We start from the raw sequence: 20299 nt of genomic DNA, 5'->3' as shown, positions 1-20299 counted from the left end.
GGCTCCTTGCTCAGGTTAATACACTTTTTCGAAAAATGATCGCCCTCACTTTTCAGTAACCGTTTGGGAATCCGCCGGAGGTGGGGGATTTAAAAAATCATCTATAATAGTGACAAGATTTGACAGGATATTCTTTTGAGAAAGACTAAAGGAGCCTTTTTCTTCTTCTAATATTGTTTTTAGCTGGGTAAGCGCCTTCTTTTTTTCTTCGATGGAGAGAGTTGCATTTTTATTAACAGCTTCAAAGAAAGTGTTAAGATTATTTGGATTGATCTCAGAGAAATTAAATTTTTGCTTTTTGCCGAAAATAGCCCTTGCTGTCGGTTTCCCAATGACGGCACTTCTCAAGGTGTCAATAAATTCATCTTTATTTTTTACTGTGATTTGCCCTGTAACGGTAGCGCTGAATTTTTCCAAACTTTCCTTCTCAGCCTGTCTCTTGGCTTCGTTGACATTTTCCAATAAATTTTTAATCGTTTCTTGACTTGTTTTGCCGGTTTCATAACCAGCTGCATTGGCTGGCGTGTTTTTTAATAATTCTGCTTGCAGTAATCTGAAGCGAGGTCCTCGTTGAATAGGGGTAATGAAAAAGCTCATATTGGCCATTGCAAGCGCCCCTTTGCCTTCTGCATTTGCCTTTTGGATGGCATTTTTTTCAATTCCAGCGCATTTAGGGTCTTTTTGTATATCCTTGTCCTCTTTGGCGAGGTCTTCAAGTTTTAAGGCGCAAAACGTCAAATCCTCCACATACGCTTTAAAATCTTTGCTTGAGAATAGACCATGGCATTGGGCTGTTGCCTCATCTATAGAAGACGATTCATTTAAAATTTTTACCAACTGCTCGTGAAGTTTTGTCGATCTATCGATCATGACTTGATAGCGCCCTTGCATTTCCTTCATGACAGGGTACTTTTCTGGATGTTTTGTGGAGGATAACATCCTATCTATTCTATCCTTCACTTCGACCAGCCCATCTAAATAGCTGGCTTCCGTTTGTGCGATTTCTTTCATAACAGAGAGCTGGGTACGTCCCGCCTTGTCTAGTTCATCTAAATTGAAATGTTGTTTCTCAACAGATTCGGCGCCTTTTGTTTGCTCCTGCTTGTTGGTTTGCACTTCTGGTTTTTTAATCTTTATTTCAGGTCTTTTTATTTCCCCTTTAGGGGCACTTCTAATCTCAGCTTGAGGTTGCGGCTCGTCTGCTTTGCTCATTCTTTTAGAGCGATTAAAAAACCCTGTGATCGAATTTCCAATTCTAGCTAATGGAAAAGGTTTATGCGCTCCTTTTTTCTGTCCTTTTTCCGCCTCTTCTAGCTCTTTAACCCTTGCGGGACTAAATACGCCATTTACCATGACTTTAGAAGTTCCATACTTCTTCATGGCTTCTAATTGGCCAGGCACAATTAATCCTTGTCTTTCCAACGACTGCACCCATTTATCCGCTTCTGTCTCTTGATGCTGGACAGCAATTGTCGTCGGTGTAGTTGGCGACTGACTGCCTGTTTGAGTCAACATTGAATCGAGCTGTTCATAAGCATCCTTCAAGGCGCCTTCATGGTTAATGGTGCGGTCTTTTAATTGGATGCCTTGCCGGTTGATCGTTGCGCCTTCAAATTTTTCTTCCTTGTTGAGAAGATTGCTATATACCAGCATATAGGCTACGCGGTTGGCGATGCGCTCTAACGTTGTACTATCTAAAGATGTACCGTTGTTAACATTGACTAATTGAACGGCAAATTTCCGCCCGTTTACTTCAATAATTCCGACTTGCTTTTCTTGATCAACGCTGACTTTGATTTCAGCCTGTGCTAACGTCTTTTCAATTTCTCCTTGGGAGAGACTCGATAAAACAGGCTGTGGCTGGGGTTCTGGGGAGGGAGAATAACTAGTATTCATCATAATTTTTCCACCTTTAGTAATTAATGGTTTTATTGATTTAACTAGTTTGTTTAATATTTAATTGATATTTATATTTTTATTTTAACATTTATTTATTTTGTTGTGTTTTTAGTATTTTATTTGATGTTTAACTTTTTAGTGTTTTTAATTTAATTTTGATTGTAAATGCAATGTGTACTATAATTTTCTATTGAGGATAGTTTACAATCTCACTGAGGAATGAAGCGTTCTCTTCGCTTGAGTCTCTTATTTTTTTATGAGGCCTTTGTCTAGATAGGGGTTGGACTGATGACAGCGGAAAAATGGCTAAAATGGAAAAAGTTTTTTCAGGGAACTGTTAGATAGGCAAGAGATGATAAAAAAATTGTTGAGCAGAGTCTAATCTAGAGGGCGATTTTTCCTTGTCCTGACGCTTGAAATCTGATTTTCCTCTCTTTTTTCTTGACATTTATCTATAAAATGTTAACTTATTAGTCACTATTTCGAAGATGCTCCTTATTGTTTAGAGGGGGTGTCGATACTGTTTAGTCCTTATATAAGAGGAACATGGCCAAAGAAGATACAATAAAGATTGAAGGGACGGTAGAGGAATTGCTTCCTAATATGCATTTCCGAGTGACCCTTCAGAATGGATTAAATGTGATTGCACATCTTTGTGGAAAAATGCGGATGAAGAATATCCGTGTTTTAGTTGGGGATGTCGTCACTGTTGAGATGTCGCCTTATGACTTAAGCAAGGCAAGAATTATTTTTCGACAGCGCTAAAGTCAACATAAATAGTGTTGATTTTTTTTGTTTGACTCTCTACACTTATTGACTTTTGATCACAGGTAGAAAGGCGCTTTTGCAAGATTAGCTTGCCCAGATAGCTCAGTGGTAGAGCATTTGCATGGTAAGCAAAAGGTCGTAGGTTCAATTCCTATTCTGGGCAGACTTAACATTAACAAAACAAAATATACATATTTTACTCGAGCTTAACGGAGGAAGTAAAATGGCTAAAGAAACATTTCAGCGGAAAAAGCCTCACGTCAACGTAGGAACCATCGGTCACGTTGACCACGGAAAAACGACGTTAACCGCTGCTATTACAAAAGTTCTCGCCGAAGCAGGCGGAGCGAAATTTAGAGACTACGCTTCTATTGACAATACACCAGAAGAAAAGGCGCGTGGGATTACGATTAACTCTACTCACGTAGAATACGAGACAGAAAATCGTCACTACGCACACGTTGACTGCCCAGGTCACGCCGACTATGTGAAGAACATGATCACAGGTGCTGCGCAGATGGACGGTGCGATTCTCGTTGTGGCTGCAACAGACGGTGCGATGCCTCAGACGCGTGAGCACATCTTGTTAGCCCGTCAGATGCAAGTTCCAGCTATCGTTGTGTTCTTGAACAAAGTCGACATGCTCGGTGAAAGCGATTCAGAGCTTCTCGACCTCGTTGAAATGGAACTGCACGAACTGCTCGAATCTAAAGGCTACCACAACTCTCCAATCATCAGAGGGTCTGCATTAAGAGCGCTGGAAGGCGATCCTAAGTATGTTGAGGCCATTAAGCAATTGATGAAGACTGTTGATGAGCAGATCCCAACACCTCAGCGTGAAACTGATAAGCCATTCTTGATGCCGGTTGAAGACGTGTTCTCTATTTCCGGTCGTGGTACAGTAGCGACAGGTCGTGTTGAGCGCGGTGTTGTTAAGATCAACGATAAATTGCAGCTCGTCGGCTTAGGCGAAACACGCGACACAGTAGCGACTGGTCTTGAAATGTTCAATAAAGTGTTGGATGAAGCCCGTGCCGGTGAAAACGTGGGTATCCTCTTAAGAGGGTTGAATAAGACAGACATCGAGCGCGGAATGTGCCTCGTTGCTCCTGGTACTTGCACACCCCACACTGAGTTTAAAGGGCCTGTCTACGTATTGACAAAAGAAGAAGGCGGCCGTCATAAGCCATTCTTCTCCGGCTATCGTCCACAGCTTTACTTCCGTACAACAGACGTGACAGGTACAATCGAACTACCTGCCGGTGTTGAAATGGTTATGCCTGGCGATAACGTTGAAATTACCGTAAAATTGATTGCTCCGATCGCGATGGAAAAAGGGATGCGTTTTGCTATCCGTGAAGGTGGTCGTACAATCGGTGCCGGAACAGTTTCCGAGATCATTAAGTAATCGGCTGTTTCAAAAAGTGTTAAAGGGTAGGCTTTCGCGCCTACCCTTTTATTGTGACTCTCATTAGCATTAATCGTTTGGGTGTGTAGCTCAGCTGGTAGAGCAACGGTCTCCAAAGCCGTCGGTCGGGGGTTCGAATCCCTCCGCACTCGATAAATAAGGTCCTCGATAGATAAAGTCATAGAATTGGTGTCAGGCAAGAGAGGTACAAACGTGGGTGCAGAAGTAAAGTCCATGGATATAAAAAAGACACAACATACTGTTACAGAAAATGCGTTAAGCACAAAAAAAGTGCGTGACTTTGTAGCTGATATCAAAAGCGAAATCCAAAAAGTCCAATGGACAAGTAAGGAAGAGCTGATTGCCTATACCAAAATCGTCGTGCTTACGACTTTTGTTTTTGGAATGTCCATTTACTTTATGGATTTAATGATCCAAGGCGTATTAAATGGATTAAGCCTGTTGCTTCGCTTAGTGGGTGGTTGATGGCTTTAAATAGGTCTTCTCTGTGCAGGAATCAGACAACTGTAAGGTAATACATGTTTAAGTGGTATGTTGTGCAAGTGCTATCCACGCACGAAAAGAAAGTCAAGAAAGCGCTTGAAGAGCATCTCGAATTGAAGGGGATGGCTGATCAGGTTGAGCAGATTTTATTGCCTACCGAAAATGTATCCGAAGTTAAGAAAGGGCAGCAGCATATTGTTGAAAAACGTCTCTGGCCTGGTTATCTCCTGATCAAAATGAACTTGGATGATGAATCTTGGCAGTATGTTAAAAACACCAATGGAGTCATCGATTTCTTGGGTGGGGATAAACCGACCCCTTTAACGGATGCCGAAGTTAATGAAATTTTAAGAGATCTGGAAGATAAAAAGCAGAAAGTAACGCAAAAGCATAAGTTTGAAGTGGGAGACCGCGTCAAAATTATCGATGGAGTGTTTGTTAACTTTATTGGTACTGTGACGGAAGTTTTCCATGATAAAGGCCGCTTAAGCGTGCTCGTCTCTATTTTCGGGCGTGATACCCGCGTAGATGATTTGGAATTTGCACAAGTAGAAGAAATTTCAGAGGAAGCGGAAAACGCCTAATTTCTATTAATTTTTTGGGAAAAACAAGAAAAGTAAGAAAAGCAAAAGAAAACTCTAGAGTTTTCTTGTCTCTTCTTGTATACTTTATTTCCCTTTGATTAGGTGTGTTTGAATAAGATAAAACCTGAGCGCAAATCGTATGTGGACGCCTCTATCCAAGTGCGAGTTCGAAAAGCAGGAATTATCTGTTAGATAATAAGTATAGAGGACAATATGTCAAAAAAAGTCGTAAAAGTTATCAAGCTGCAGATTCCTGCAGGTAAAGCCAATCCAGCACCTCCAATTGGACCAGCTTTGGGTGCTGCTGGTGTCAACATCATGGCTTTCTGTAAGGAATTTAACGCAAAAACACAGAGCATGGCTGGAGATGTCCTTCCTACTCTGATTACTGTTTATCAAGATAAGTCGTTTTCATTTATAACCAAGAAGCCCCCTGTTTCTGAATTGCTTAAGAAAGCAACAGGAGCAGCAAAGGGTTCGAGCGTTCCCAACCGCGATAAAGTCGCTAAAATTACTCGTTCGCAAGCGCGTAAAATTGCAGAAGAAAAAATGCAAGATATGAATGCTGCTGACTTGGAAATGGCAACAAATATTGTCTTAGGGACAGCTCGTTCCATGGGCATTGAACTCATAAACGAGTAGAGAATAAAATATGGGTCGTCCAAGTAAAAGAACTCGGGAGATAGCTCGCTCGCTGGATGTGACAAAAGCATATAGCGTAAAAGAAGCTGTCGAAATTTTAAAGAAATGCCTACCTGCGAAGTTTGATCAAACGGTAGAAGTTTCTTTAAAACTGGGCGTTGACCCTCGTAGATCGGATCAAAGCGTTCGCGGAACTGTTTCATTACCGAATGGAACGGGTAAAACGATGAAAATTCTCGTTTTCGCGAAAGGCGATAAGGTAAAAGAAGCCTTAGCAGCAGGAGCCGATTATGCGGGTCACGAAGAACTTTTAGAAAAAGTCAACGGGGGTTGGACAGATTTTGATGCTGTCGTTGCAACACCTGATATGATGCGTGACGTAGGTAAGTTGGGTAAGGTTCTCGGACCAAGAGGCTTGATGCCTACTCCTAAGGCTGGAACAGTGACAACGGATATCGCCAAAGCTGTTCAAGAACTTAAAGGTGGTAAGATTGAGTTTAAACTCGATCGTCATGGCGTGATTAATAACGGAGTAGGAAAGCTGTCTTTCTCTGCCGAGAAATTAGTAGAGAATATTCAAGCGTTTCTAACGGCAATTCAACGTGCGAAGCCTGCTTCTGCCAAAGGTCACTATATGAAATCATTGGTCATTTCCTCTACAATGGGGCCTGGCCTAAAAATTGACCTACGCGAATCAGATTTAGCAGCTAGGGAGTGATAGACATATGAGACCAGAAAAAGAACTCCTTAAACAAGAGATTAAAGACAAAATCGAGCGTTCTCCATCATTCGTCATTATGCATTATGCCGGTTTGACAGCTAATATGGCCAACGATTTTCGTCGCCAGATCGGTAAAATGGGTGGTGATATAGAAGTTGTTCGCAAGCGCGTCTTGCTTAAAGCTGCTGAAGATGCAGGAATTGAACTGGACTTATCCACTTTGACAGGGCATATCGGTCTGGTCTTTTTAGGACAAGATCCGATTGAAACAACCAAAATGGTTTTCAAGTTCAGTCAAGAGCGTGAGAAGGCGATCCAAGTATTGGGCGGCCGTTTTGATGGCCAGCTTTATGCAGCAGCTGATGTCGAGAAGCTGTCTACATTGCCAAGTAAAAATGAAATGCGAGCTCAATTCCTCAGTACTCTGGAAGCTCCGATGGCTCAAACCTTGGCGGTTGTGGAAGCCCTTCTTGCTAGCGTGGCATACTGTTTGGATAATAAAGCTAAGCAGAGTGAAGAAAGCGCAGCCAGTGAGAGCTAAGGTTTTAATCCATTGTTAAAATTTATTAACACAAGTTTTAGAAATTAAGAGGTAATACCGTGAGTAAGAAATCAACAGATGAACTAGTCGATGCATTGAGCCAATTGACCGTTTTAGAAATGGCTCAACTTAAGTCGCTTCTCGAAGAAAAGTGGGGCGTTAAAGCCGCAGCTCCTGTCGCAGTAGCAGCCGCTCCTGCAGCTGGCGCAGCAGCCCCAGCAGCTGCAGCTGCTGAGTCAACAGACTTCCAAGTTACGTTGACAGATGCTCCAGCTGACAAGAAAATTGGAATCATCAAAGTTGTTCGCGAAATCACAGGCCTTGGCTTAAAAGAAGCGAAAGACCTCGTTGAAGCAACACCTAAAGAATTAAAAGCCTCTGCTCCAAAAGCTGAAGCAGAAGACATCAAGAAGAAAATCGAAGCAGCTGGCGGAAAAGTCACTTTAAAAGGACTCTAATCCAGTCGATTCTTTGAAATTCAGCCAAGAATGAGAGGGAAACCTCTTATTCTTGGTATTGCTTTATTTTATACTTGATTTTTGAAAGCTTTTAAGATATAATTACTATTAGGGTTCTAATAGATGCAGGAAAATTCCTTACAATTCAACTCGACCCGTTTTCTCCCATGTTATTTTTCTTTTGTTGATTGTTTCTGGCAGTGGACACTTCCCGCGCTAGAAGATGTTTTTGGCTTTTGAAAGCTGGATTGGTTCGAATCCATCTCTCAAAATTCAAAATCCTGAGTTTATTGTAAAACTGTGAATTTTTGGCAACCCTGCTTTCTAGACATCGTTTAGGGAAGGGGAATTGGCGAAAATTTAACTAACATCGGTATTTTATGAATCAAGCGAGCAGCCATTTAGAAAAATATCGAGTCCATTATATCTATTCGTCTCAAGTAAAGCCATAGTAGGAGTCCTTCATAATGTTGCAAAGGCCGCCACAACGCGAGAGTTTTATTGATAAGGAAGAAATCATTGATCTTCCAAATCTGATAGAAATTCAGATTAAGTCATACAATCAATTTCTTCAAGCAGATAAGTTTCCTGATGAAAGGGAAAATATTGGTTTGCAAGAGGTTTTTACTGAAATTTTCCCCATTAAATCCTATGACGAGAAAACGATTTTAGAATTTCTGTCATACAATTTAGGCGTCCCTAAGTATAGCCCCGAAGAATGCATTCGCCGTGGGATTACTTATAATGTGACCCTAAAAGTAAAGTTCCGCCTCACAGATGAGACCGGGATTAAAGAAGAAGAAGTTTACATGGGAACGATCCCTGTCATGACAGACAAGGGGACCTTTATTATTAACGGAGCTGAGCGCGTCGTTGTTTCCCAGCTGCACCGTTCCCCAGGTATTTGCTTTGAGCAAGAACGCCACTCCCGCGGTAACGTCATTTACTCTTTCCGCATTATTCCTTATCGAGGAAGTTGGCTTGAGGGAGCTTTTGATACCAACGACCTGATCCATATCTATATTGACCGCAAGAAGCGCCGCCGTAAGATTTTAGCGACGACCTTCATTCGTGCCTTAGGTTACTCTTCCAATAGCGATATCATCGAAGAATTCTTTACGACCCGCAAATACAAGATTAAGAATGAGAAGGAATTTGCCAAGCTGGTTGGAAAGATTCTGGCACAGGATGTCATTGATGAAGATTCTGGGCTTGTCTTTGGTAAGGCATCCGAAAAGCTGACGACTGCCATGTTGAAGCGCATCATGGATGCAGGCATTGACGTGATTCGCATCGCAGAAGATGCGGATGAGACCAGTCCGATCATTAAGATGCTGGCCAAAGATCCGACCGATTCTTATGAATCGGCTTTGAAAGATTTTTACCGCAAAATCCGACCAGGCGAACCTGCGACCTTGTCCAATGCCCGTTCTGCGATGATGCGCTTGTTCTTCGATCCTAAGCGCTATAACTTAGGCCGTGTGGGCCGCTATAAGTTGAATAGCAAGCTTGGTTTTGAAGTGAACGATGAAACGCTACAGACGGTTACATTGAATAAAGAAGATGTGATCGGGGCTTTAAAGTATTTGATTAAATTGAAGAGCGGAAGCGAAGAGTCCTCTATCGACGATATCGACCACTTGGGCAACCGCCGCGTGCGTTCTGTCGGTGAATTGATTCAGAACCAATGCCGCATCGGTCTGGCCCGCATGGAGAAAATCATCCGCGAGCGCATGAACCTATTCGATTTCTCCTCCGATACGCTGACTCCTGGAAAAATCGTGTCCGCGAAGGGATTATCCGGAGTGTTGAAGGACTTTTTCGGTCGCTCCCAGCTGTCTCAGTTCATGGACCAAACAAACCCGGTAGCAGAGCTGACGCACAAGCGTCGTTTGTCTTCCTTGGGACCTGGCGGCTTGAACCGCGACCGTGCGGGATTTGAGGTGCGCGACGTGCATACCAGCCATTATGGCCGTATTTGCCCGATCGAGACGCCCGAAGGACCGAACATCGGTTTGATTTCTTCTCTCTCTTCTTTCGCCAAGATCAACGAATTCGGATTCATTGAAACGCCTTACCGCATGGTGCGAGACGGCGTTGTGACGGACGAAATCGAATACATGACAGCAGACCAAGAAGAGCAGTGCGTTATTGCGCAGGCTTCCGCCCCGCTTGATGAATATAATATGTTCGTTGAGCCTATTTGCTGGGCGCGCTACCGTGGCGAGCAATTTGAAACGGACACGAAGAATGTCACGCATATGGACGTTTCGCCTAAGCAGCTGGTTTCGATCGTAACTGGATTGATTCCGTTCTTGGAGCATGACGATGCGAACCGTGCTTTGATGGGATCCAACATGCAGCGCCAAGGCGTTCCTCTCTTAAAGCCAACAGCTCCGATTGTCGGAACTGGTCTGGAAGCAAGAGCGGCCCGCGACTCGGGTGCCGTATTGATTGCGCAAGAAGACGGCGTGGTTGAATATGTCGATGGCTTGAAGATTGTCATTTCTCCAGATGACAACCGTTTGGAAAAGAAAACATACTATTTGAAGAAGTTTATTCGTTCGAACGCCGGAACATGCATCAACCAAAGACCGCTTTGCCATGTTGGCGATAAAATCAAGGCCGGGGACGTTCTGGCTGACGGTCCAGCGACAGACAAAGGCGAGGTAGCGCTTGGAAGAAACGTTCTCGTAGCCTTCATGCCTTGGTTCGGATACAACTACGAAGACGCCATCATCATTTCCGAAAAGCTGCTGCGCGAAGACTACTATACATCGATTTATATCGAAGAGTTCGAGCTGACAGCCCGCGATACGAAGCTTGGAAAGGAAGAAATTACGCGCGATATTCCGAATGTATCGGAAGAGACCTTGCGCAACTTGGGCGATGACGGGATTATCCGCATTGGCGCTGAAGTGAAGCCAGGCGATATCTTAGTCGGTAAGATTACGCCTAAATCAGAGACTGAATTGGCTCCCGAAGAGCGCTTGCTGCGTGCCATCTTCGGAGACAAGGCATCCGATGTCAAAGACGCTTCTTTGGTTGCCCCTCCCGGAACCGAAGGCGTGGTCATGGATGTTAAGGTATTCAGCCGCCGCGACCGTTTATCTAAAACAGATGATGAATTGGTAGAGGAGGCCTCTAAGCTGAAAGACATTCAGCGTGAATACAAAGCTAAGCAAGCGGAATTGCGTACAGAAAAGCACGAACGTGTCGGTGCGCTTTTATTGAACGAGATTGCACCTGGCAATATTATTCACCGCCGAACAGCTGAGATTATTATTGAAGAAGGCAATCTGATCACGCAAGACATGATCGAAGCATTGGAGAAGGAAAACGTTGAAGATCTCTTAATGCCCGAAAATGATATTTACAATACGCTTAAGCAAACGCTGCATGACTACGAGATTGCTTTGCAAACCGTCGAAACGCAATACAAAACGCAGTTAGAGTTTATGCGCAAAGGGGATACAGATCTGGATCCAGGCGTCATCCGCCAAGTGAAAGTCTATGTCGCTTCTAAGCGTAAACTGCAAGTCGGCGATAAAATGGCCGGACGCCACGGAAACAAAGGGGTTGTCTCCAAAATTGTTCCGGAAGCAGATATGCCTTTCTTATCGACAGGACAGCCAATTGAAATTATCCTCAACCCATTGGGCGTACCGTCTCGTATGAACATGGGTCAGTTATTTGAAACGCATTTGGGCATAGCCGCCGCAAGCACCGGCATCCATGTCAAGAGCCCTGTATTCGAAGGTTTCCCGGAAGAAAAGATTTGGGAAATGATGAGAAAAGCAGGTCTGCCAGGAGACGGCAAGTTCTTCCTATATGACGGATGCACAGGCGAACGCTTTGATAACAGCGTCGTGGTTGGCTATATCTATATGCTGAAGTTAAGTCATTTAGTAGCAGATAAGATCCATGCTCGCGCCGTTGGTCCTTACTCGCTTGTTACCCAGCAGCCATTGGGCGGTAAAGCTCAGATGGGTGGACAGCGTTTCGGGGAGATGGAAGTATGGGCTGCTGAAGCCTATGGAGCCGCTCACCTTCTGCAAGAACTTCTGACCGTGAAGTCAGACGACGTTGCAGGACGTACACGCATTTACGAATCAATCGTTAAAGGGGAGAACCTCCTCAAGTCTGGTACGCCAGAGTCCTTTAACGTCTTGATCAAGGAAATGCAAGGTCTTGGCTTGAACGTCTACACAGAAGCTGTTGACGAACAATAATCTGAACAGACAATCGACCATCGAAACTGAAAAAGGAAGGCACTCGCTGATCAACTAGGCAGCGAGTGTCTTCTTTCCGACTAAAAAAATAGTCTGTCTGATTAGGGCATGTCTTCAAAATGCTAGCATCCTAGCTTCGAGATTAGTTTGCCCAGGGTGAAGTTGTTGAGTTGAGGCAATATGACATCCATATTGTCCCTGGCTCAAAGTTTCACTGAGGGCAAAAGCACTCCGATCTAGGGCGTTAGCATTTTGAAGGCATGCCTAGATAGCTTAAAAATTTAACAAAATTGTTAGGAGACATAAATGTCTGAAAGAAATCAGCACGATGGGCAATTTGATAAGTTAACCATCAAGATTGCCTCTGACGATGTCATACGTAATGAGTGGTCCCGCGGAGAAATCAAGAAGCCTGAAACAATCAACTATCGAACCTTCAAGCCCGAGAAAGGCGGTCTCTTCTGCGAAAAAATCTTTGGACCTACTCGTGACTGGGAGTGCGCATGCGGAAAATATAAGAAAATTAAGCACAAAGGGATTGTCTGCGACCGCTGCGGCGTAGAAGTGACTTTATCAAAAGTCCGACGCGAGCGCATGGCCCACATTGATCTGGCTGTGCCTGTTGTCCACATTTGGTTCTTCAAAACCATGCCTTCCCGTATCGGTAATGTCTTGGGAATGACGTCTGCCGATCTCGAGCGCGTCATTTATTACGAAGAGTATGTGGTCATCGATCCAGGCCAGACGGACTTGGAGAAAAAACAGCTGCTTAACGATACAGAATACCGCGAAGCGCAAGAAAAATGGGGACGCGATGCCTTCGTTGCCAAAATGGGCGGCGAAGCGATCCGCGATTTGCTGGCGGCAGAAGACTTGCAATCACAGCTCGTTGACCTGAAAGAGAAATTGCGCAAGACGAAGTCTCAGCAAGCGCGTATGAAGTTGGCAAAGCGTTTAAAAATCATTGAAAGCTTCGTCTCTTCCGACAACAAGCCGGATTGGATGGTCATGTCTTGCGTGCCTGTCATTCCACCGGATCTGCGTCCATTGGTTCCTCTCGATGGCGGCCGCTTTGCAACTTCCGACTTGAACGACCTGTACCGTCGCGTGATCAACCGTAATAATCGTTTGAAAGCCATTTTAAAGCTGAAGACACCGGAAGTCATTGTGCGCAATGAAAAGCGCATGTTGCAAGAGGCTGTCGATGCGTTGTTTGACAACGGCCGTCATGGCCATCCTGTCATGGGCGCCGGCAACCGTCCGCTGAAGTCTTTGTCTGAAATGCTGAAGGGCAAGCAAGGCCGCTTCCGTCAAAACCTGCTCGGTAAACGTGTGGACTACTCCGGCCGTTCGGTCATTATCGTTGGTCCTGAGCTGAAGTTCAACCAGTGCGGTCTGCCCAAATTGATGGCCCTTGAGCTATTCGAGCCCTTCATTGTCAAGCGCTTGAAAGACCTCGGCTATGTGTACACCATCCGTTCCGCTAAGAAAATGATTCAGCGCCACGCGCCTGAGGTGTGGGACGTTTTGGAAGACATCATTAAAGGTCACCCTGTCCTCCTGAACCGTGCGCCTACGCTTCACCGCTTGGGTATCCAAGCATTTGAACCTGTTCTGATCGAAGGTAAAGCGATCCGTATCCATCCTCTCGTCTGCTCGGCGTTCAACGCGGACTTCGACGGCGACCAGATGGCCGTATACGTTCCTCTCTCGATCGAAGCGCAGCTCGAAGCGAAGTTGCTGATGATGGCTCCGGACAACATCTTCTTGCCTTCTTCCGGCAAGCCTGTTGCGGTTCCTTCTCAGGATATGACGTTGGGATTGTACTATTTGATGCTCGATCCGCTGTATATCCGCGAAGACCACGGCTTGAAGACGCGCGTGTTCCGCGACAGCCAAGAGGTGCTTTTAGCCCTTCAAGCGAGCGGAAGCTATAATTGGTTCGAGGCCGGCAAGAAGAGCCCCAATGGCGAAAACCGCTATGACTACAACCGCGGCTTGCGCATCCATGAGAAGATTAAGCTGCGTACCGAAAACGGAATTATCGAAACCACCCCAGGCCGCGTTGTCTTCAATACGATTGTGCCAAAAGAGCTCGGCTTCCAGAACTATAGCTTGCCTAAGAAGAAAATGGGCGAGTTGGTCATGCAGTGCTACAAGAAAGCCGGCTTGGAAGGAACAGTCCGTTTCTTAGACAATCTGAAGAGCTTGGGCTTTGCGGAAGCGACAAAGTCTGCGCTGTCCATGGGTGTGTGCGACGTGAAGATTCCGCCGATCAAGGAAAGAATCTTGAAAGACGCCCACGAGCGTGTGGCTTTAGTCAGAAAGCAATACGAGGACGGTATCATCACAGAGGGCGAGCGCTATTCTAAGACGATCAGTATCTGGACAGAAGTGTCGGACGTTCTCTCTGAAGAGCTCTTTAAGTTGATCAGCGAAGTCAAAGACAGCGCGATGAACCCCTTGTACTTGATGATGGACTCCGGTGCGCGGGGTAACAAATCTCAGATCAGACAGCTGGGTGCGTTGCGCGGTCTGATGGCGAAGCCATCGGGAGATATTATCGAATCTCCGATTACGTCCAACTTTAGGGAAGGTCTATCGGTTATCGAATTCTCCATTTCCTCCCACGGTGCGCGTAAAGGGTTGGCGGATACCGCTCTTAAAACAGCGGACTCCGGTTACTTGACTCGTCGTTTGGTCGACGTTGCGCAAGATGTAATCATTACGGAAGAGGACTGCGGCACGCTGAACGGTATTGACGTATCAGCCGTTAAGCAAGGACAGGAAGAGCTCCTGCCTCTGAAAGATCGTATCTTCGGCCGTACGGTTTGCGAAGACATCTATCAGCCGGGCGATAGCACGAAACTGCTGGCAAAGAGCGGAGATACGCTTACTGTTCTGCAAGCGGAAGCCATCGATGACTCCGGTATTGAAAGCATCCGGATCCGTTCGGTTCTGACTTGCGAAACACGCCGCGGCGTTTGCGCGAAGTGCTATGGCATTAACTTGGCCAATAGCCGTCCTGTCAGCATGGGCGAAGCCGTCGGTATTATTGCTGCTCAGTCGATCGGTGAACCCGGAACACAGTTAACGATGCGTACATTCCACTTGGGTGGTATCGCGTCTGCGGGCATCAGCCCAGAAATTGTGGCCGATGATGACGGACTTCTCGTTTATACTGACTTGCGTACCGTTAAGACCGAAGAAGGTCCATGGGTGGCATTGAACAAGAACGGACGCTTGAACATCGTGCGTGATGAAGGCCGTTCGCTGGATGAGTACAAGAAGTTGTTGGCGACAAAGTCGATTGAACCTCTGCAGTCATTCAACGTCGAGTTGGGAACAAAGATTCTGCTCGAAGATGGATCTAGAGTGAAGCCAGGCATGCGTATCGCCGAGTGGGAACAGCACAGCATTCCAATTATCTGCGACCGCCCAGGTTACGTCCGCTACGAAGACTTGGTCGAAGGCTTGTCAACCGAACGCGATGTCAACAAGCAAACAGGCCAGGCTGAGCTGATCGTTAAGCAGCATAGAGGCGAATTGCATCCACAGATTGCCATTTATGCCGACCAAGCCTGCGAAGAGCTGGTTGGAACCTATCCTCTGCCAGCCGGAGCGATTATCTCCGTTGAAGAAGGCGAATATGCGACAGCCGGTAAGATGCTTGCACGTCTGCCACGTAGTGCCATCAAGACGAAGGACATCACGGGCGGTCTGCCACGCGTAGCCGAGTTATTTGAAGCGCGCAAGCCGAAAGATTCGGCCGAGATCGCCAAGATCGACGGTGTCGTGGACTTCCGCGGCGTTCAGAAGAACAAGCGCATTGTCGTTGTACGCGACGAAATGACGGGAATGGAAGAAGAGCACCTCATTCCTCATACAAAACACTTGATCGTTCAGCGCGGTGACCACGTGGTAAAAGGACAGCAGCTGACAGACGGCTTAGTCATTCCGCACGAAATCCTCGATATCTGCGGCGTGCGCGAACTGCAGAAGTACTTGGTCAACCAGGTACAAGAAGTTTACCGTCTGCAAGGGGTTGATATTAACGATAAGCACATCGAAATTATCGTCCGCCAGATGCTGAAGAAAGTCCGCGTCATCGATCCAGGCGATACAAGCTTGCTGTATGGCGAGGAAGTCGATAAGAAGGCATTCGAACAAGAAAACCTTAAAGTCAGCAAGGAAGGCGGAAAAGCGGCCCAAGCAACGCCTGTCTTGTTGGGTATTACTAAGGCATCCTTGAGCACGGAATCTTTCATTTCGGCAGCGTCCTTCCAAGATACTACCCGTGTCTTGACAGAAGCGGCATGCGCCGGTAAGACAGACTACCTCATGGGCTTCAAAGAAAACGTCATCATGGGACACATCATCCCAGGTGGAACGGGCTTTGAACACCACAAACGCGTCAAGAAGTTTGTCGACAGCGAGCAAGAAGAAGAACTCGTTTTCAACTTCGAAGACGAACCTGCTCTCGCTGAGTAATTTGTCTGCACAGGCTGCTTAATCGCAGCCTGTGCTCAATTTTAATTAAAATTCCAATTCGAGCATGCGCTTAAAGGCATCCTTTACAAAGTAGACAGTAGATGGTTCACTTAATTTATTCTTGCGCAGAATGCGGAAAGCCCAAAGATAAAGAAAACGAATGGCCTCCTAAGCACATCTAGCCGTTCGCCCTTTTTCCCTCCTTTATTTGCTTATTAAAATTCTGAAAAAATCTTTGATTGGAATTGATATAAGCTTTATTCCTTGTTGAATCTAATAATTAAATAAAATAAGCACAGATTTATTTGAAATTTATTGTCAATAATTCAATTGAATATATAATTATCGGCTCTTTTGTGTTTGAATTGTTTGATATAAATATTTATTACAAGGAATATATATGCATGATAATAATATTAATGCGTCTAATGGGAATCGTTCTTTAATTCCTATACAAACTTTATTTTCTCAACAAAGGCAGGCGGCAGGGCCATCGTCTGTTACAAATATTGCTTTACAAGCGATTGATTTTCAAAAAGATTCAGCATTCGGCAGACCCACTATTCCTATGCCGGGAAATGCTTTATTTTTTCCTGGCCATCTAGCTTTTATTCCTCCGATTAGTCCAAGTTGCTATTCCCTGCCTATTCCCTTTGTTGCTCAACAAGTGCTGGGCTTTCCTCAAAGCGTGCCGCAGAGTTCCATGAAAAAGCGGGGGCTTGAGGAAGAAGAGGAAGCAGATCCCGCGGGCAAGAGGCAAATGCTTAATCAGCAAGAAATCAGGCATCCCGTAGTAGAGCTGGCGCGGCCTCTTTTTCATACAATGAATGACAATCAGGCGGCCATAGAGCAGGCAGGTGAGGGGAATGAGGTAAGTGGAGGCGTGATAGCGGGCGAGCTGGAGGGTCAAGAGGTTTTCTGCAGGAACGGGATAAGATATGAAGGGCAATTCCGCAGGGGAATAGCGCAATCGGGTGTCATTAAGTTTGCGGATGGAACAATTTACGTAGGAAAAATTGTCGATTGGAAACCGCAAGACAAAGGCACATGGATTTGCATGAATGGGAAAATCTATACGGGCAATTTTCCGTATGGACATCTTGGAATATTGACAGGGAATGGGACAATGAAGCTTCCCAATGGCAATATTTACATTGGGCTTCTCATCAAGGGAGAGGCGAGAGGCAAAGGAAAGCTCATGACCAGATCCGGGGAAGTCTACGAAGGAATATTTCAAGAAGATAATGGCTTTAAAGGGCATTTCACTTCTAATAATCAGGCGAAGATCAAGAGAAGCGGCGTCTTTGAAAATGAAAAATTTCTCATGAGCAGAACGATTCATTTAGAGAACGGAGATCTCTATATAGGAGATGTTTCCAAAATGGAGGATTTCACGAAAGTCCAGCCAAATGGGTATGGCATGCTCATAAAAGCCAACCAATCTAAATTCCAGGGGACATTCAAGCAGGGAAAAATAGAGAAAATAGACAGAATCTACTTTTCAAATGGGGATCAATATGAAGGAGAGACCAGAGATTGCCAAGCTCATGGCGAGGGAATATTTACTTATATCAACGGAATTAAGTTGAAGGGACATTTTGTGGACGGCAGCCTTCAAGGCAACACGGCAACCATTGAATATCTCAATGGAGATCGCTATGAAGGCGAGGTGGCCGATCGCATGGCGAATGGCCAGGGCATCTTGACATGCAGGAATGGCAAGCGCTATGAAGGCAAATTTGAGAACGACCTACCTGTTTCTTTATACCACCGATCTTAAGTAGCTGTCCTAAAACGGTTGATGACCTAGATTCGAGGGCGCGTCCTTTTCTCCTAAGGGCACGCCTAGATTAAAAATCATCTCGAATCTAGGTTAAATAATAGGTTGTTATGGATGGAATGCGGCTTCTAAACAAAGAAAATCTGTTCTTAATTCGTTAGATTTTTAAGTTGTAAAATTTTTGTTTACTAATTTGGAATGTATTTTTATTGTGAACAATTCGATATCTAAATAGTATTATTACGCTATTTATAGCTTTATAACAATTTAAGAGGAGTGTTTATGTCTTATTCTTTTCAATCTGTTTCTGGCGTAAATTATCACTTGTCTTCAAACCCAAATCCTCCTCCTCAAAGAGAAAAGAGGGACGCTCCTCCGCCAACTGTAGCAGTCGCTCAGCAGGCACTTGGCTTTCAACAGGCAAATATTCCGCCAAATGGAAATATATTACCGCCTCTTAGAAGCTTATTTCCTAACATTTTCTTTTCACCTGAAATGAATGCCTCTCCTTTTCCTATTCCCCCAATCGCCAATCAAACGTTGAGTTTTCCTTCCCAACAAATGCCCCCATTTTCCGTCTCCATGCAGCCTTTCTATTTCAATCAACCTGTTTATATGGCGGCTATGCCAGCTACTCCAGCTCCTTCTATTATTCATTCGCATACTCCAGATGATGATCAGATGGAAAAGATTGCAGAAAGAATTTTGAAGGCAAGGAACATCTTTCCTGATGTCAGTTTTTCTCAAATCGAACTTCTCAAAAATGGAGAGTGCGTAATAGGAACAATTGTCAATAATAAACTGGAAGGAAACGGAATCTGGATTCACCAGGATGGCAAAATGTTTAAAGGCATCTTTAAACAGGGCAACCTTGAAGGCAAAGGAACCATTAAATATCCGGAAGGAGATACCTATGAAGGGGAAATTCGCAATTTGAAACCGTATGGTGAGGGGACTTGGATTCGCCAGGATGGCAAAATGTTCAACGGGTCCTTTAAACAAGGAAATTTTGAGCAAGGAACCATCAAAGAATCCAATGGAAATACCTATGAAGGAGACGTTCAGGATTGGAAACCGCATGGTCAAGGAAAGCTGACAACTTTGGCAGGAAGGACGTATGAGGGCGGATTTGACAAAGGACGCTTTCACGGATTTGGCCGAATTTCAATCCCTTTACAAGAAATAGTCCTTGAAGGAATTTTTGAAAATGGAAATTTTCCCCCTGTAGGAACGATTATTTATAGTAATGGCACTAAGTATACGGGAAATATGGAGAATGGCAAAGCCCATGGTTCTGGCATGATTACGACTTTCCAAGGAATAAAGCTGCAGGGATTTTTCAATGAAGGAAGAATGGAAGGATTAGGAAGCATTGAATATCCCAATGGCGATAGGTATGAAGGGGAAATTGATAATTGTAAGCCGCATGGCAAAGGTTTTCTCTTTTATGCCAACGGCAAAAAGTTGGAAGCCGATTTTGAGAATGGCAAAATTATAGGTAAATGGACTCTTGAGGATCCCAATGGAAATACCGAACAGGGAGAAGTGAGCGCGAACAGCATCCCGGGATCAGTCATCCTCACTTTTGCTAAGCAAAAAGCTCCTAGTCAGAATGGATCTCTGCCCCCGCGGCAATAAGATAGGCAATGTTAAAATAGCAATGAGGGCTCTAAATATCACTATTAGGATGATATTTAGAGCCTAAATCTAAGATTTTCGGCAGTCTTTTGGAGGCTTAGAATACTAAAGCGCGATTTGTGTAAGATTTAGCAGCCGAGTCGTTGTATACAGTAACGCTAGATAAAGCCATCACAAGCCCAACTACAGCAGTAGCCAGAGGCCCGATGCCTGCTCCAGAGGCAATCATCGTCACGCCAATTGCATTCGCCGTTTTAGTCGCAAGGCTTGCAAATTGATCAAGCGTATCAATTTTTTGCAATACATCCCGAGAGGTCACAAAAGGACGCAATACGCCAGCGCCAAGATGCATGCCGACTAAAGCACATCCTACTCCAAAACCAACAGAGGCTCCGACAGGACTGATGGCTGCTCCCGCAAGAGTAAAAACACTCATAGCTGCAACGGCTTGGGAGACTTTGAAAATAGTAGAAAGAATATTTTTAATATCTTTATTTTCAATCTTATTGGAAAGATATTCTCCCCATAAATCAATTTGTCTAGCTACTAAGTAGTTAATCATAATCACCTCTTGTTTGTTGTTTTTTTTAATTGGTATTTTATTTTACATTAATTTTTATTAAAATGAAATAA

At 44.7% G+C, this 20299-nt stretch carries 14 protein-coding genes and 2 tRNA genes; 14 read left to right on the top strand and 2 right to left on the bottom strand.

The features are described 5' to 3' along the window. Positions 1 to 45 precede the first annotated feature (45 nt). On the bottom strand, positions 46 to 1899 hold the full coding sequence (locus tag BN3769_RS08880; RefSeq protein WP_068469707.1) for a RhoGEF domain-containing protein: 1854 nt from the start codon (positions 1897 to 1899) through the stop codon (positions 46 to 48). A 546-nt stretch (positions 1900 to 2445) separates the two neighbouring features. On the opposite strand from BN3769_RS08880, the gene infA reads away from it, so the two are divergent. From infA to BN3769_RS08810, 14 genes are all read left to right on the top strand, one after another. Further along, a complete protein-coding gene (gene infA / locus BN3769_RS08875) occupies positions 2446 to 2664 on the top strand; it encodes a translation initiation factor IF-1 (RefSeq protein ID WP_068469706.1) in 219 nt (72 codons plus the stop codon). A gap of 94 nt (positions 2665 to 2758) precedes the next feature. Beyond that, positions 2759 to 2830, top strand: a tRNA-Thr gene (locus BN3769_RS08870). Between the two features lie 60 nt (positions 2831 to 2890). Continuing rightward, a complete protein-coding gene (gene tuf, locus BN3769_RS08865) occupies positions 2891 to 4075 on the top strand; it encodes an elongation factor Tu (protein WP_068469704.1) in 1185 nt (394 codons plus the stop codon). 79 nt (positions 4076 to 4154) lie between these two features. Then, positions 4155 to 4227, top strand: a tRNA-Trp gene (locus BN3769_RS08860). An 82-nt stretch (positions 4228 to 4309) separates the two neighbouring features. After that, positions 4310 to 4561 carry a preprotein translocase subunit SecE gene (gene secE / locus BN3769_RS08855; protein ID WP_068469701.1) on the top strand — a complete coding sequence of 84 codons (252 nt, stop codon included), beginning with the start codon at positions 4310 to 4312 and terminating at the stop codon, positions 4559 to 4561. Positions 4562 to 4614: 53 nt separating this feature from the next. Then, positions 4615 to 5163 (top strand): transcription termination/antitermination protein NusG, encoded by a 549-nt coding sequence (nusG, locus tag BN3769_RS08850; RefSeq protein ID WP_068469699.1) that lies wholly within the window; start codon positions 4615 to 4617, stop codon positions 5161 to 5163. 213 nt (positions 5164 to 5376) lie between these two features. Next, positions 5377 to 5805: a 50S ribosomal protein L11 gene (rplK, locus tag BN3769_RS08845; protein WP_068469697.1), complete on the top strand. Its 429-nt coding sequence runs from the start codon at positions 5377 to 5379 to the stop codon at positions 5803 to 5805. A gap of 10 nt (positions 5806 to 5815) precedes the next feature. Continuing rightward, positions 5816 to 6523: a 50S ribosomal protein L1 gene (gene rplA / locus BN3769_RS08840; protein WP_068469695.1), complete on the top strand. Its 708-nt coding sequence runs from the start codon at positions 5816 to 5818 to the stop codon at positions 6521 to 6523. 7 nt (positions 6524 to 6530) lie between these two features. Continuing rightward, positions 6531 to 7067 carry a 50S ribosomal protein L10 gene (gene rplJ, locus BN3769_RS08835; RefSeq protein ID WP_068469693.1) on the top strand — a complete coding sequence of 179 codons (537 nt, stop codon included), beginning with the start codon at positions 6531 to 6533 and terminating at the stop codon, positions 7065 to 7067. A 59-nt stretch (positions 7068 to 7126) separates the two neighbouring features. Further along, positions 7127 to 7525 (top strand): 50S ribosomal protein L7/L12, encoded by a 399-nt coding sequence (gene rplL, locus BN3769_RS08830; protein ID WP_068469692.1) that lies wholly within the window; start codon positions 7127 to 7129, stop codon positions 7523 to 7525. Between the two features lie 467 nt (positions 7526 to 7992). Next, the gene (gene rpoB, locus BN3769_RS08825) at positions 7993 to 11757 is read left to right on the top strand and encodes a DNA-directed RNA polymerase subunit beta (protein ID WP_228840661.1); all 3765 of its coding nucleotides are present in this window, start codon (positions 7993 to 7995) and stop codon (positions 11755 to 11757) included. Between the two features lie 306 nt (positions 11758 to 12063). After that, the gene (gene rpoC, locus BN3769_RS08820; RefSeq protein ID WP_068469690.1) at positions 12064 to 16248 is read left to right on the top strand and encodes a DNA-directed RNA polymerase subunit beta'; all 4185 of its coding nucleotides are present in this window, start codon (positions 12064 to 12066) and stop codon (positions 16246 to 16248) included. Between the two features lie 400 nt (positions 16249 to 16648). Continuing rightward, entirely contained in the window at positions 16649 to 18028 is a 1380-nt protein-coding gene (locus tag BN3769_RS08815) for an MORN repeat-containing protein (RefSeq protein ID WP_068469688.1), read from the top strand. A 282-nt stretch (positions 18029 to 18310) separates the two neighbouring features. Further along, positions 18311 to 19666 (top strand): MORN repeat-containing protein, encoded by a 1356-nt coding sequence (locus BN3769_RS08810; protein WP_068469686.1) that lies wholly within the window; start codon positions 18311 to 18313, stop codon positions 19664 to 19666. Positions 19667 to 19763: 97 nt separating this feature from the next. On the opposite strand, the gene BN3769_RS08805 is transcribed toward BN3769_RS08810, so the two are convergent. Next, on the bottom strand, positions 19764 to 20228 hold the full coding sequence (locus BN3769_RS08805; RefSeq protein WP_068469684.1) for a hypothetical protein: 465 nt from the start codon (positions 20226 to 20228) through the stop codon (positions 19764 to 19766). Between the last annotated feature and the right edge of the window lie 71 nt (positions 20229 to 20299).

Source organism: Candidatus Protochlamydia phocaeensis, from assembly GCF_001545115.1.
Classification (GTDB): Bacteria; Chlamydiota; Chlamydiia; order Chlamydiales; family Parachlamydiaceae; genus Protochlamydia_A; species Protochlamydia_A phocaeensis.
This window is presented reverse-complemented; position numbering and strand designations above follow the sequence as displayed.

Coding starts and splice junctions, on each gene's coding strand:
- BN3769_RS08880 (WP_068469707.1), bottom strand. CDS start 1,899: ATGATGAATACTAGTTATTCTCCCTCCCCAGAACCCCAGCCACAGCCT.
- infA (WP_068469706.1), top strand. CDS start 2,446: ATGGCCAAAGAAGATACAATAAAGATTGAAGGGACGGTAGAGGAATTG.
- tuf (WP_068469704.1), top strand. CDS start 2,891: ATGGCTAAAGAAACATTTCAGCGGAAAAAGCCTCACGTCAACGTAGGA.
- secE (WP_068469701.1), top strand. CDS start 4,310: ATGGATATAAAAAAGACACAACATACTGTTACAGAAAATGCGTTAAGC.
- nusG (WP_068469699.1), top strand. CDS start 4,615: ATGTTTAAGTGGTATGTTGTGCAAGTGCTATCCACGCACGAAAAGAAA.
- rplK (WP_068469697.1), top strand. CDS start 5,377: ATGTCAAAAAAAGTCGTAAAAGTTATCAAGCTGCAGATTCCTGCAGGT.
- rplA (WP_068469695.1), top strand. CDS start 5,816: ATGGGTCGTCCAAGTAAAAGAACTCGGGAGATAGCTCGCTCGCTGGAT.
- rplJ (WP_068469693.1), top strand. CDS start 6,531: ATGAGACCAGAAAAAGAACTCCTTAAACAAGAGATTAAAGACAAAATC.
- rpoB (WP_228840661.1), top strand. CDS start 7,993: ATGTTGCAAAGGCCGCCACAACGCGAGAGTTTTATTGATAAGGAAGAA.
- rpoC (WP_068469690.1), top strand. CDS start 12,064: ATGTCTGAAAGAAATCAGCACGATGGGCAATTTGATAAGTTAACCATC.
- BN3769_RS08815 (WP_068469688.1), top strand. CDS start 16,649: ATGCATGATAATAATATTAATGCGTCTAATGGGAATCGTTCTTTAATT.
- BN3769_RS08810 (WP_068469686.1), top strand. CDS start 18,311: ATGTCTTATTCTTTTCAATCTGTTTCTGGCGTAAATTATCACTTGTCT.
- BN3769_RS08805 (WP_068469684.1), bottom strand. CDS start 20,228: ATGATTAACTACTTAGTAGCTAGACAAATTGATTTATGGGGAGAATAT.